The sequence below is a fragment of the Rhodobacter capsulatus genome (genome assembly GCF_003254295.1).
In the GTDB taxonomy this organism is placed as follows: Bacteria; Pseudomonadota; Alphaproteobacteria; order Rhodobacterales; family Rhodobacteraceae; genus Rhodobacter; species Rhodobacter capsulatus.
The window spans coordinates 98,743-112,026 of record NZ_QKZO01000007.1 but is presented as its reverse complement, the minus strand read 5'-3'; the positions used below and the strand labels follow the sequence as shown (position 1 = coordinate 112,026).

Here is a 13,284-nt window from a genome sequence, read left to right as displayed (position 1 = left end):
GATCGGTCAGGTCCCGCCCGGCCCGGCGCCCGCGCCCGCGGGGCCGCCGGGCCCCCGGTCGCCGCCATGCCCGGGGCCGCCATGCCCGGGGCCGCCATGCCCGGGGCCACCAGGTCCGGGGCCGCCCGCTCCGCCGTCCCGGCCCGGCCCTGCGCCATCAGGTCCGGGGCCACCATCCGGCCCGGGGCCGCCCGGACGTCCGGGGCCCTCGGGTCGCGACGGGCCGCCGACCGGCGGCATGCCCCCCGGCCGCGGCCCGGGCGGCGGGGCCGCCCCGCCCCGGCGCGGCGCGGGATCGGTGAAATCGCGCAACACCTCGCCGTTGCGGGGATCAATGACCACTTCGCGCAGGCCCGCGCCGCCCTCGGCGACGATCCGCACCCGGCGCAGCCAGGTGGTCGAAACCTCGATGGAGCGGTAGCCCTCGGCCTGCATCTGCGCCACGATCTCGGCCTCGGTCTCGGCCCGGGCGGCAAGCGCCCCCAGCGTCAGGCTCAGCGCCAGCGGGGCGACGGGGGCAAGGCGCGACAGGCGCGATCGCATGATCTCACTCCGAAAAAGGCGCGCCCCCTCCGCTGGATCGGGGCGCGCTCAGGAACCGCCGGACGCGGGCGCGCCCTGGCGAAAGCAGTACAACTGTCGAAGCATCCCGACAACGGCGCCGATCGCATCGTGAGTGGCGGCCCGGTCCGGTGTCAGGGTCAGTACGTCACGTTTGGGGGACGCGACACGGGTCTGTTCGCCCGAAGCAACCGGAAAGGCAATTCAGCGAAAGGTATAAACCCACGGTTTTCGCGCCGGATTGCGCCGCATAAACCTTGGTGTAGGGGCCGAAAACCAAAAGCGGCGCCCGGGGCGCCGCCTTGTCGCGCCAGTCCGCCGGGCGGATCAGACCTTCATCTCCACGCCCAGATGCTTGGCCACGGTGAAGATGTCCTTGTCGCCCCGCCCCGACAGGTTGATCACGATGATGTGGTCTTTCGGCAGCGTGGGCGCGATCTTCATCACATGCGCCAGCGCATGGCTGCTTTCCAGCGCCGGGATGATGCCCTCGGTCCGGCAGCAGAACTGGAACGCCTCCAGCGCCTCGGCATCGGTGATGCTCACATATTCGGCGCGCTTGATGTCATGCAGCCAGCTGTGTTCCGGCCCGATGCCGGGATAATCAAGGCCCGCCGAGATCGAATGCCCCTCAAGGATCTGCCCGTCCTCGTCCTGCAAAAGATAGGTGCGGTTGCCATGCAGCACGCCCGGACGCCCGCCGGTCAGCGAGGCGCAATGCTGCATCCGGTCGTCCACCCCAAGCCCCCCGGCCTCGACCCCGATGATCCGCACCGACGGATCGTCAAGGAACGGATGGAACAGCCCCATGGCGTTCGAGCCACCGCCGACACAGGCGATGATCGTGTCGGGCAGACGGCCTTCGCCTTCCTGCTCCTCCAGCTGCCAGCGGGTTTCCTTGCCGATGATCGACTGGAAATCGCGCACCATCGCCGGATAGGGCGCGGGCCCCGCCACGGTGCCGATGCAGTAAAACGTGTCGCGCACATTGGTCACCCAATCGCGCAGCGCATCATTCATCGCGTCCTTCAGCGTGCCGCGGCCCGAGGTCACCGGCACCACCTCGGCGCCCAGAAGCTTCATCCGGAACACGTTCGGCGCCTGCCGCTCGACATCCGTGGCGCCCATGTAAACAATGCATTGCAGCCCGAACTTCGCGCAGACGGTGGCGGTCGCCACGCCATGCTGGCCCGCCCCGGTCTCGGCGATGATCCGGGTCTTGCCCATGCGCCGGGCCAGCAGGATCTGCCCCAGCACGTTGTTGATCTTGTGCGCGCCGGTGTGGTTCAGCTCCTCGCGCTTGAGATAGACCTTGGCGCCGCCCAGCTCCTCGGTCATCCGCGGCGCGAAATAAAGCGGCGAGGGACGGCCGACGTAATGCTTCCACAAAGCCTCCATCTCGGCCCAGAAGCTCGGGTCGGTCTTGGCGTGCTCGTATTGCGCCTCGAGTTCAAGGATCAGCGGCATCAGCGTCTCGGACACGAACCGCCCGCCGTGAATGCCGAAGCGGCCGTTGTCATCCGGAGCCGTCATGAAACTGTTGAGCCGATCTTCCGCCATCGCCATCCCCTTTGTCCGTCGCGCGCCACCAGCAGATAGCGCGCCCCCCCCTCGGGGTAAAGTTCCTGTTTTTTCTTGGCCAAAATACGCTGGGGGTGTGGGGGTGAAACCCCCACCCTACCCCTGCGCCGCCGCGACAAAGGCGGCGATCCGGGCGGCCTCCTTGACCCCGGGCGCGCTTTCGACACCGGAGGAGACATCGACCTGAAGCGCCCCGGTCAGCCGCACCGCTTCCGCCACATTCTCGGGCGTCAGCCCGCCTGCGAGCATCCACGGACGTTGCCAGACTCGACCCGCAATCAGCCGCCAATCGAAAGCCAACCCGTTGCCGCCCGGCAGCGCCGCGCCCTTGGGCGCCTTCGCATCGACAAGGATCTGATCCGCCACGGCCTCGTAATCGGCAATCGCCGCCAGATCGGCTTCCTCGGCCACGCCGACGGCCTTCATCACCGGCAGGCCGAAGCGCGCCTTCACCGCGGCCACCCGGGCCGGGCTTTCCTTGCCATGAAGTTGCAGCATGTCGAGCGGCACCGCATCGGTGATCGCCTCCAGAGCCGCGTCATCGGCATCGACGACCAGCGCCACCTTGGCCAGCCCCACGGGTGCGGCAAGCGCCAGATCGCGGGCCTGCGCAATCTCCAGATGCCGGGGCGAGCGGGGAAAAAACACAAGGCCGATGTAGCCCGCCCCCGCCTGCGCGGCAGCTTCCACATCGGCCGGTGTTCTCAGCCCGCAGATCTTGCAGCGCACCCCGCCGGGGCGGCCGCGATTGACGGCGACGGTGACCACGGCGCCCTCAGGCGCGCGGCTTGTCGAGCAGCGCCAGAACTTCGTCCTTCGGGCCCTGCGTCTTTTCCTTCAGCCGGCCCAGTTCGCGCTCCAGCGTCGCGGCCTGTTTCGTCGCCTTGCGGGCGGTCTTGCGGAAACGATGCTCGCGCAGATATTCCCAGACGAAGCCGACGCCCAGCCCCAGCAGCATCCCGCCGAAGAAGACGAAGAACAGCGGCACCGGCAGATGCAGGTTGAAGCCGACAAAAGCCTCGATCTCGGAGGTCAGCAGACTGAGCGTCACCACCTCGCGGTTGGACATCGCCAGCGTCACCAGAACAAGGATGAGGCAAGCCAGGAACAGGTAGCGGATCGCGCGGAACATCGGGTCTTACTCCTCTCCCCCGTTCAGCCGGTCACGCAGAAGCTTGCCGGTCTTGAAGAAGGGCACGTGTTTTTCTTCCACCGCGACCGAAGTGCCGGTGCGCGGATTGCGCCCGGTTCTAGCGTCCCGTTTCTTCACCGAAAAGGCGCCAAAGCCGCGCAGCTCGACCCGATCACCGCGGGCCATCGCCTCGATGATCTCGTCGAAGATCGTGTTCACGATCTTCTCCACGTCGCGCTGAAACAGATGCGGATTCTCTTCGGCGATCTTGGCGATCAATTCAGAGCGGATCATGCGTCATCTCCCCCGTCACCCGGCTCGACCCGGACTGGTTCTTGCCCAGACTATAGGAGGAATTTTTCGCGACACAAACAGCAATGGCTTGGAAAGGCGGGAAATTATCGCCTGCCATCGCGGTTTCGGCCCCGATCTGCGGCGCTCGGACGCAGTCGCCCATCGGTTGACCCCGCGGAAAGCCGGTTTCAGCCCCGACCCGCCCCCCCGTGGCGAATCGCGCAAAGGAAAAGGCCCCGCGAAAGCGGGGCCTTTCCGATCCCTTGCGGGAAAGATTATTCGCGGCCCTTGAGCGCGGCGCCAAGGATGTCGCCGAGCGAGGCACCCGAGTCGGACGAGCCGTATTGTTCCACGGCTTCCTTCTCTTCGGCGATCTCGCGCGCCTTGATCGACACGCCCAGCTTGCGGGTCTTGCTGTCGATGTTGACGACGCGCACGTCGACGTGATCACCGACCTGGAAGCGCTCGGGGCGCTGGTCGGCACGGTCGCGGGCCAGATCCGAACGGCGAATGAAGGACTTCATGCCGTTGTATTCGACCTCGATGCCGCCGTCTTCGATCGCGGTGACGTTGACGGTGATCACCGAGCCACGTTTCACGCCATCGACCGCATCCGAGAAGGTGTCGGCATCGAGCGCCTTGATCGAGAGCGAGATGCGTTCCTTGTCGGTGTCGACTTCGGTGACCGCCGCGCGCACGACGTCGCCCTTGCGGTATTCCTGGATCGCTTCTTCGCCGCGCTTGTCCCACGACAGGTCGGACAGGTGCACCATGCCGTCGATGTCGTTTTCGAGGCCGATGAACAGACCGAATTCGGTGATGTTCTTGACTTCACCCTCGATCACCGTGCCGACCGGATGGGCATCGGCGAAGGCTTCCCACGGGTTGCGCAGGCATTGCTTGAGGCCCAGCGACACGCGGCGTTTCGCGGTGTCGATCTCGAGCACCATGACGTCGACTTCTTGCGAGGTCGAAACGATCTTGCCGGGGTGCACGTTCTTCTTGGTCCAGGACATTTCCGAGACGTGAACCAGACCTTCGACACCGGCTTCCAGCTCCACGAAGGCGCCGTAATCGGTGATGTTGGTGACGCGGCCCTTGTGGACCGAGCCCAGCGCGAATTTGGTTTCCACCGAATCCCACGGGTCGTTCAGCAGCTGCTTCATGCCGAGGCTGATGCGGTGGGTGTCCTTGTTGATCTTGACGACCTGAACCTTGACGGTCTCGCCGATCGTGAGGATCTCCGACGGGTGGTTGACGCGGCGCCAGGCCATGTCGGTGACGTGCAGCAGGCCATCGACGCCGCCGAGGTCAACAAACGCACCGTATTCGGTGATGTTCTTCACCACGCCGTCGACGATCTGACCTTCGGTCAGGTTGCCGATGACTTCGGCGCGCTGTTCGGCCCGCGATTCTTCCAGGATGGCGCGACGCGAGACAACGATGTTGCCGCGACGACGGTCCATCTTGAGGATCTGGAACGGCTGCTTGAGACCCATGAGCGGGCCCGCGTCGCGCACCGGACGGACGTCAACTTGCGAGCCCGGCAGGAAGGCCACGGCGCCGCCGAGATCGACGGTGAAGCCGCCCTTGACGCGACCGAAGATGGCGCCATCGACGCGCTCTTCGCTGGCATAGGCTTTTTCGAGACGGTCCCAGGCTTCTTCGCGACGGGCTTTCTCGCGCGAGATGACGGCTTCGCCACGGGCGTTTTCGACGCGATCGAGGTAAACTTCGACCTCGTCGCCGACGGCGATCGAGGGAGCTTCACCGGGATTCGCGAATTCTTTCAGATCAACGCGGCCTTCCATCTTGTAGCCGACGTCGATGATGGCCTGGCCCGCCTCGATGGCGATGACCTTGCCCTTGACGACAGACCCTTCCTGGGGGGTGTCGATCTCGAAGCTTTCCTTCAGGAGGGCTTCGAATTCTTCCATGCTAGCTTTGGCGCACATGCGGTCTAGTTTCCTTTGTATGGGTTTTCTGGCCATGCGGTTGGCTCCGCCGGTCTTTCGTTGCGTATGTCACAAGGGGGCAGACCTGCGCCTGCCCCCCGTGGACGTGGCCCCTATAGGCGGGAATCGCCTGTGGGGCAAGGGTTTTCGACCCCGGCGCCTCAGTCGATCCGCGTCACCAGCTCCGACAGCGGCTTGCGCACCTTCTTCATGCCGGCCAGCCAGTCGCCGTCAGTCGCGCGGTAGCCCAGCGGCATCAGCGTGACAGACCGCAGCCCCTTTTCCCGCAGGCCCAGGATCTCATCCACCGCAGCCGGGTCGAAGCCCTCCATCGGCGTCGCGTCGACCTCAAGCTCGGCCGCCTGCGCCAGCGCGATGCCAAAGGCGATATAGGCCTGATGCGCGGCATGGGCGGCGTTCACCTCGGCGGTGCGGGCCAGATACATCGCCTTGAGGTTGTCGTAATAGGGCTGCACCATCTCGCGCGGGATCGCCCGCTCGGTCACATGCAGATCGACCACCGCATCGATGCGCTCGGCGGTGTAATTGTCCCAGGCGGCAAAGACGACCAGATGCGAGGCATCGGTGATCTGGGTCTGGCCAAAAGCCGCGGCCGAGATCTTGGCGCGCAGCTCCTTGTTGGTGATGACAAGAATTTCAAAGGGTTGCAGCCCCGAGGAGGTCGGCGCCATCTGCGCCGCGGTCAGGATCTTTTCGACCTTGTCCTCGGAAACGGCCTTGGCCGGGTCCATCTTCTTCGTCGCATAGCGCCAGTTCAGGGTATCAAGCAACATCGGGGGCATCCTTTCGCGGTTGAGCGTGTGGCGCCAAGATATGCGCACAGCCGCACGACGCAACGAAAGCTTCTGCGCCTATTTGCACAGCCGTTCGGACACCACCGCGCAGGCCGCCGCAACCGCTTCCTCGATGCCCAGACTTGACGTGTCGATCACCACGGCATCCGCAGCGGGGCGCAGCGGCGCATCGGCCCGGGTCATGTCGCGCGCGTCGCGCTCCTTCACCTCGGCCAGCACCTGCGCGGCATCGCCGCCGACTTCCAGCCAGCGCCGATGCGCCCGCACCTCGGGGCTGGCGGTGACGAAAAGCTTCACCTCGGCGGCGGGGCAAATGACGGTGCCGATGTCGCGGCCATCCAGCACCGCGCCGCCCGCGCGCCGGGCAAAGTCGCGTTGAAAGTCCAGCAAAGCCTGCCGCACCTCGGGGATCACGGCCACCTTCGAAGCCGCCTGCCCCGCTTCCAGCGTGCGCAGATCGGGCCGCGCCAGATCCTCGGGGGTCAGCCCGCGCGCAGCCAGAACAGGATCGCCGCCCTTGACGCCGACAGCCCGGTAAAGCGCCCCGGTGTCCAGATGCGCAAAGCCGAACCGTTCGGCCACGGCACGGGAAATCGTGCCCTTGCCAGCGGCGGCAGGCCCGTCGATCGCCACGGTGAACATCATCTTGAACCTCGCACGGGGCTTTTACGTTGCAGTTTGCGTATTTTGACCAAGAAGAAACCATTGGCTTTTTCTTGGTCCAAATACGCCCTTTCGACCTCAGTCCCGGGTGATGCTGGCGCCAAGATCGCGCATCAGATCCTCGAAGACCGGGAAGGAGGTGGCGATCGGCGAGCCGTCATCGACCGAGATCGGCTGCTGCGACACAAGGCCGAGCACCAGAAAGCTCATCGCGATGCGGTGGTCGATCTGGGTGGCGACGGTGGCGCCGCCGGGCACGCCATCGGCGCCCAGACCGTGCACGATCAGCGTGTCTTCGTCTTCCTCGACGCGGATGCCGCAGGCCTCCAGCCCGCGCGCCATCGCCGCGATGCGGTCGCTTTCCTTCACCCGCAGCTCGTGCACGCCGCGCATCACCGTGGTGCCGCTGGCGCAGGCGGCCAAAGCGGCCAGCACCGGATATTCGTCGATCTGGGCGGCGGCGCGCTCGGGCGGCACCGCGATGCCGCTCAGGGCCGAATGGCGCACGCGCAGATCGGCGACCGGCTCGCCGCCCTCCTCGCGTTCATTGAGGAATTCGATATCGGCGCCCATCTCGCGCAGGGTCAGGAAGAGCCCGTTGCGCGTCGGGTTCTGGCTGACCCCCGGCACGAGGATGTCCGAGCCCGGCACCAGCAGCGCCGCGCAGACCGGGAAGGCCGCCGAGGAGGGATCGCGCGGCACCGCCACCTCTTGCGCCACAAGCTCCGGTTGGCCCTGCAGGGTGATCCGGCTGCCCTCGGGCGTGGCCTCGACCGTCACCTCGGCGCCAAAGCCGCGCAGCATCCGTTCGGTGTGATCGCGGGTCGGCGTCTTTTCGATCACCACGGTTTGCCCCGGCGCGTTGAGCCCCGCCAGCAGCACCGCCGATTTCACCTGCGCCGAGGCCATCGGCGTGGTGTAGGTGACCGGCACCGGCTCGGCCGCGCCGACCAGCGTCATCGGCAGCCGCCCGCCCGCGCGCCCGTAAGACCGTGCGCCGAACAGCGCCAGCGGATCGGTCACCCGCCCCATCGGCCGCTTGCGAAGCGAGGCATCGCCGGTGAAGGTCGCACTGATCGCGCTTGTCGCCATGCAGCCCATGATCAGCCGCACACCGGTGCCCGAATTGCCGCAGTCGATCACCTCGGCGGGCTCGGCGAAACCGCCGACCCCCACCCCCTCGACCGTCCAGGCGCCCGGGCCGGTGCGGGTGACGGTGGCGCCAAAGGCCTGCATCGCCTTGGCCGTATCCAGCACGTCCTGTCCCTCGAGCAGCCCGGTGATCCGCGTCGTGCCGACCGAAAGCGCGCCCAGGATCAGCGCCCGATGCGAGATCGACTTGTCGCCCGGCACCGCGGCCACGCCCGAAAGCGGGCCGCCCTTGCGCGAGGTCATGCGGATGGGGGAACCGTGAGCGGACATGAAAGCCTCCCTGAATGTCAGGGCCCTGTTAGCGCACCGCGCCCCGACCGAAAAGCCCCGCGTTTCTTCTTGGCGCAAATACGCCCTTGCCCGGCTCAGGGTTTGCGGAAGGTGGCATAATCGGGCACCCGCCCTTCGCGGAGCGCTTTTTGCTCGTAGCGGGTCGACAGCCAGTCGTCCCAGGGGGCAGGGCTGTGCGAGACGAGAGTGAAGCCCGCCTTCGGCACTTCCTCAAGCGCCTGCTCCATGTAATTCGGGATGTCGGTGGCGACGCGGAATTCGGCGCCCGGGGCGAGGATGCGGAACAGCGCGCCCAGATAGCCCGGCGTCACGAAGCGCCGGCGATGGTGGCGGCGCTTGTGCCAGGGGTCGGGGTAATTCAGGAAGGCCTTGGCGATGCAGCCCTCGGGCAGCACCTCCATCACGTCGCGCACATCGCCCGGCCAGATTGCGACGTTGGACACCCCCGCCGCGCGGATCTTGCCCAGAAGCATCGCGACACCGTTGATGAAGGGCTCGCAGCCGAGGATGTTCACCCCCGGATTGCGCGCGGCCATATGCACCATGTGCTCGCCGCCGCCGAAGCCGACCTCCAGCCACAGGGGCGCGTCCTTGCCGAAGATCGTGCCGGGATCAAGGATCTCGCGGCCCGGGTTGTCCTCTTTCGAGATGCCGCCGGGGGTGAGCGAGGCCAGATCCTCGCTGAGATAGGTCTTTTGCGACGCCCGCATCGTCTTGCCCGAGCGGCGGCCATAGAAATTGCGCCACTCCGGTTGCGGGGCGGGCGGGACGGTGTCGGGCGTTTCGGGGCTCTCGGTCATGGGGCTGCGCCTTAGGGTGCAAAGGGGCTCCCGGTCAAGGGGCATGCGCTGCGATGATTTCGCCTCGGCTTGCGCCGAGGCGACCCGCGGGGGGCTCCGCCCCCCGCACCCCCCGGCGTATTTTGCCAAGGAAAAACTGAAGACGAGGCCCCTCATTCCGAATGGGGGCCTCATCCCATTTCACCTTGGCGCAAATATCCCGGGGGTCCGGGGGCGGAGCCCCCGGCGGGTCGCTTCGGGCTCGCCCGAGGCGAAATACCCTGCAACGCATTGAAAAAGGGGGCCGAAGCCCCCTTCCCCGTGATCCTGGCAAACCGGCTCAGACGGCTTTCTTCAGCGCCTCGACCAGATCGGTGCGCTCCCAGCTGAAGCCACCATCGGCTTCCGGCGCGCGGCCGAAGTGGCCATAGGCCGAGGTGCGCGCATAGATCGGGCGGTTCAGATCCAGCTGCGTGCGGATGCCGCGCGGCGTCAGATCCATGCATTCCGCCACGATCCGCTCGATTTCCGCATCCGGCAGCTCGCCCGTGCCATAGGTGTCGGCATAGATCGACAAGGGCTTCGCCACGCCGATCGCATAGGACACCTGAATGAGGCAGCGCTTCGCCAGACCCGCGGCCACCACGTTCTTCGCCAGATAGCGCGCGGCATAGGCGGCCGAGCGGTCCACCTTGGTCGGGTCCTTGCCCGAGAAGGCCCCGCCGCCATGCGGCGCCGCGCCACCATAGGTGTCGACGATGATCTTGCGGCCGGTCAGACCGGCGTCGCCATCCGGCCCGCCGATGACAAAGGTCCCGGTCGGGTTCACCCACCATTCGGTCTTTTCGTCGATCCAGCCCGCCGGCAGCACCGCGCGGATATGCGGCTCCACGATGGCGCGGATGTCATCCGAGGTCTGGCTTTCGTATTTGTGCTGCGTCGAGAGCACGATCGAGGTCACGCCGACCGGCTTGCCGTCCTCGTAGCGCACCGAGAGCTGCGATTTCGCATCCGGGCCCAGCGTCGGCTCGGCGCCCGATTTGCGCACCTCGGCCAGACGGCGCAGGATCGCATGCGCATACTGGATCGGCGCGGGCATCAGTTCCGGCGTCTCGTCGGTCGCATAGCCGAACATGATGCCCTGATCGCCCGCCCCGTCCTTGTCGACGCCTTGCGAAATATGCGCCGATTGCGGGTGCAGGTAATTGGCGAAGTTCAGCGTCGCCCAGTGGAAGGCGTCCTGTTCATAGCCGATATCCTTGACGCAATCGCGCACGATCCCGTCGATGCGGCCCATGAACTCGGCCAGTTTCGCCTTGTCCGACAGACCCACTTCCCCACCGACAACCACCTGATTGGTGGTGGCGAAGGTCTCGCAGGCGACGCGGGCATTCGGCTCTTCGGCAAGGAAGGCATCCAGAACGGAATCGGAGATGCGGTCGCAGACCTTGTCGGGGTGACCCTCCGAGACGGACTCGGAAGTGAAGACATAGTTAGAACGTGACATGGGGAAGTGCTCCATTGATGTGTTCCCACCCCGCCAGGAAGCCGTTGGAGTGGTGGAGCGACGCTAGCCCCCGATCCGGCGCCGGTCAACGCGCGATTTGCGCCCAAGCCCCCAAACCAGGGCAACTGCGGCGATAAGACCTGCAAGCCAGGGCAGATCGCCCCAGCGCGCATAGGGCGGCGCGGCCAAGGACCCGGGCAAGGCCGCGTCGATCACGCCCTGCTGCCCCATGCCCAGGCTTTCGATCACCCGGCCCCGCGCGTCGATCAGCGCCGAGATCCCGGTATTGGCGGACCGCGCCAAGGGCAGGCCGAATTCGATCGCCCGAAACCGCGCCTGCACCAGATGCTGCACCGGGCCCGACATCTCGCCGAACCAGGCGTCATTGGTGATCTGCAACAGCCAGTCCGGGCGGCGACCCGCGTGCATGTCCTGGGGAAACACCGCCTCGTAGCAGATCAGCGGCTGAACAAGGCCCAGACGGCCCAGATCAAGGAGCTTGCGTTCCGTGCCCGCGGAATAGCCGTTGCCCTCGCGCGCGGCAAAGGCGCTGATGCCGAAGCGGGCAAGTTCATCGCCAAAGGGGATGTATTCGCCAAAGGGCACCAGATGCACCTTGTCATAGACCGGGCCGATCTTGCCGCCCGCTTCGATCATCGCCAGCGAATTGAAATAGCGCAGCCCCTCCTCGCGCTGGATGCCGACGGCGACGGGGGCGCCGCGCGCCGCCTCGGCGATCATCGTCAGGCCATCGCCCGCGCGATCGAGCAGAAAGGGCACCGCGGTTTCGGGCCACAGGACCAGATCCGGCGCTGCCTTGCCCGGCGCAGGCGGCTGCGCGGTCAGATCGAGGTGGCGAAAGAAGAATTCCTCGGCGTATTCGGGGCGCCATTTCAGGTCTTGCGGCGCATTGGGCTGCACGATGCGCAGGGTGACCGGCGTCGCGCGCGGCGGCACCGGCTGCGCCAGCTGCCAGCTGCCCGCGCCCCAAAGCCCCGCGATCACCGCCGCCGAAACGCCCGCCGCAGGCAGGCGCCAGTTTGCCCGGGGCATCAGCCAGGGCAGAACGGCGAGACACAGCGTCAGCGCGCTCAGCCCCATCGCGCCCACAAGGGCCGCGCCCTGCGAAAGCGGCGTGTCGATCCAGATATGGCCAAAGAGCACCCAGGGCAGCCCGGTGAAGAGATAGCTGCGCAGCAGATCGGCGCCGAAAAGCCCGACCGCGACGCCTGCCGCGCGCGAGACCGAAGCGCCCCCCAGCCGCGCGCCAAGGCTCATGCCCAGCGCCCAGAAGAGCCCCATGCCCAGCGCCATGAAAACAAGCGCGAAAGGCGCCATCCAGCCGTAGATCTCGGGCTCGACGAAGAACGGCTCGACGATCCAGAACATGGCCAGCGCCGCATAGCCCGTGCCCGCCGCAAGCCCCACCCGAAAGGGAGAGGTCGCCTGCCCCATCGCGATCAGAAGCGAGAGCGCGACCAGCGCGACCCACCAAAGCCCGAACGGCGCCTGTCCCAGCGCCACCCCCGCCCCGAGGAGCGCGGCCAGACCCCAGACAAGGATCTTGACCGCGGGATTGTAAAGCGGGGGCACGCGCATGGAATGTCCGTTCTGTTCAGTCTATTCGGCGGCGACGCCCGGCAGCCGCACCCGCAGCCGTTTCACCCGGCGCGGATCGGCGTCAACCACTTCGAATTCGACGCCGTTTTCCGCCACGATCACCTCGCCCCGGGTCGGCACGCGGTCGATCTGCATGAAGACAAGCCCGCCCAGGGTGTCGATCTCGGCGCCTTCTTCGGCATCGGCCAGTTTCATGCCGATCTCGGCCTCGAAATCGGTCAGCGGCGTGCGGGCCTGCACCAGCCATTGACCGGGCTTTTCGAGCTTCCACAGACCATCTTCTTCCTCGTCGTGTTCATCCTCGATCTCGCCGATCACCTGTTCGATCAGGTCTTCGAGCGTGACAAGCCCGTCCACCCCGCCGTATTCGTCGATGACCAGCGCCATGTGGATGCGCTGCAGCTGCATCTTTTGCAAAAGCACGCCGATCGGCATCGAGGGCGGCACATAAAGCAGCGGCCGCAACAGCTTGCGCAGCGAGAACCGGCCCGGGGCGCCGCCAAAGCCATGCGCCAGCGCCAGATCCTTCAGGTGCACCAGCCCCATCGGACTGTCGAGCGTGTCCTTGAACACCGGCAGGCGCGAATAGCCCTGGGTGCGGAAGACCTCGACAAGTTCCTCGCGGGTGGTGGTGACCGGAACGGCGACAATCTCGGCCTTCGGCACGGCGACATCGCCCACCCGCATCTTGCGCAGGTTGCCCAGGCCCGGCAGGCCCAGAGCGGCAGCCGCTGAGGTGGCGGATTGCGCCTCGGAGGCGTCGGCCTCGCCCGGAGAGGCGCCAAGCGCGCCCAATATGCGCCCGAAAAAGCCTCTAGGCTGAGGTTCGTTGCTACTCTCGCCGGCTTCGGGTTCCGAAGCGGGCGCGGCGGCGGCGGAATTGCTTCCGTCTGCGACTTGTCCCATCGTTCCTTCCAAATACGCCCCGGCGGGG

Annotated in this window: 13 protein-coding genes and 1 riboswitch; all 13 genes read right to left on the bottom strand. The window is 66.6% G+C overall.

The features are described from left to right. Positions 1–6: 6 nt before the first annotated feature. The 13 genes from LY44_RS18150 to LY44_RS11575 all read right to left on the bottom strand — a co-directional run bounded on the left by LY44_RS18150 (position 7) and on the right by LY44_RS11575 (position 13,256). Positions 7–543, bottom strand: a complete 537-nt coding sequence (locus LY44_RS18150; protein WP_188323851.1) for a hypothetical protein — start codon at positions 541–543, stop codon at positions 7–9. Between the two features lie 345 nt (positions 544–888). Beyond that, complete coding sequence (gene trpB / locus LY44_RS11630; RefSeq protein WP_055210034.1) at positions 889–2,121, bottom strand: tryptophan synthase subunit beta; 1,233 nt, start codon at positions 2,119–2,121, stop codon at positions 889–891. Positions 2,122–2,238: 117 nt separating this feature from the next. Continuing rightward, positions 2,239–2,910: a phosphoribosylanthranilate isomerase gene (locus tag LY44_RS11625; protein ID WP_055210008.1), complete on the bottom strand. Its 672-nt coding sequence runs from the start codon at positions 2,908–2,910 to the stop codon at positions 2,239–2,241. 7 nt (positions 2,911–2,917) lie between these two features. Then, complete coding sequence (locus LY44_RS11620; protein WP_055210006.1) at positions 2,918–3,274, bottom strand: lipopolysaccharide assembly protein LapA domain-containing protein; 357 nt, start codon at positions 3,272–3,274, stop codon at positions 2,918–2,920. Positions 3,275–3,280: 6 nt separating this feature from the next. Next, positions 3,281–3,568 carry an integration host factor subunit beta gene (gene ihfB / locus LY44_RS11615; RefSeq protein ID WP_055210004.1) on the bottom strand — a complete coding sequence of 96 codons (288 nt, stop codon included), beginning with the start codon at positions 3,566–3,568 and terminating at the stop codon, positions 3,281–3,283. A gap of 275 nt (positions 3,569–3,843) precedes the next feature. Beyond that, entirely contained in the window at positions 3,844–5,523 is a 1,680-nt protein-coding gene (rpsA, locus tag LY44_RS11610; RefSeq protein WP_055210001.1) for a 30S ribosomal protein S1, read from the bottom strand. A gap of 161 nt (positions 5,524–5,684) precedes the next feature. Further along, positions 5,685–6,317 carry an NAD(P)H-dependent oxidoreductase gene (locus LY44_RS11605; RefSeq protein WP_055209998.1) on the bottom strand — a complete coding sequence of 211 codons (633 nt, stop codon included), beginning with the start codon at positions 6,315–6,317 and terminating at the stop codon, positions 5,685–5,687. A gap of 78 nt (positions 6,318–6,395) precedes the next feature. Continuing rightward, positions 6,396–6,983: a (d)CMP kinase gene (locus tag LY44_RS11600; RefSeq protein ID WP_055209996.1), complete on the bottom strand. Its 588-nt coding sequence runs from the start codon at positions 6,981–6,983 to the stop codon at positions 6,396–6,398. 96 nt (positions 6,984–7,079) lie between these two features. Then, positions 7,080–8,423 (bottom strand): 3-phosphoshikimate 1-carboxyvinyltransferase, encoded by a 1,344-nt coding sequence (gene aroA / locus LY44_RS11595; RefSeq protein ID WP_055209994.1) that lies wholly within the window; start codon positions 8,421–8,423, stop codon positions 7,080–7,082. 95 nt (positions 8,424–8,518) lie between these two features. After that, positions 8,519–9,244, bottom strand: coding sequence for a tRNA (guanine(46)-N(7))-methyltransferase TrmB (trmB, locus tag LY44_RS11590; RefSeq protein ID WP_055209992.1), 726 nt, complete (start codon positions 9,242–9,244; stop codon positions 8,519–8,521). Between the two features lie 319 nt (positions 9,245–9,563). Next, a complete protein-coding gene (gene metK / locus LY44_RS11585; RefSeq protein ID WP_055209989.1) occupies positions 9,564–10,730 on the bottom strand; it encodes a methionine adenosyltransferase in 1,167 nt (388 codons plus the stop codon). 7 nt (positions 10,731–10,737) lie between these two features. Then, positions 10,738–10,786: riboswitch (SAM-SAH riboswitch) on the bottom strand. A 7-nt stretch (positions 10,787–10,793) separates the two neighbouring features. Next, positions 10,794–12,329: an apolipoprotein N-acyltransferase gene (lnt, locus tag LY44_RS11580; protein ID WP_055209987.1), complete on the bottom strand. Its 1,536-nt coding sequence runs from the start codon at positions 12,327–12,329 to the stop codon at positions 10,794–10,796. Between the two features lie 21 nt (positions 12,330–12,350). Further along, positions 12,351–13,256 carry a transporter associated domain-containing protein gene (locus LY44_RS11575; protein WP_055209985.1) on the bottom strand — a complete coding sequence of 302 codons (906 nt, stop codon included), beginning with the start codon at positions 13,254–13,256 and terminating at the stop codon, positions 12,351–12,353. Between the last annotated feature and the right edge of the window lie 28 nt (positions 13,257–13,284).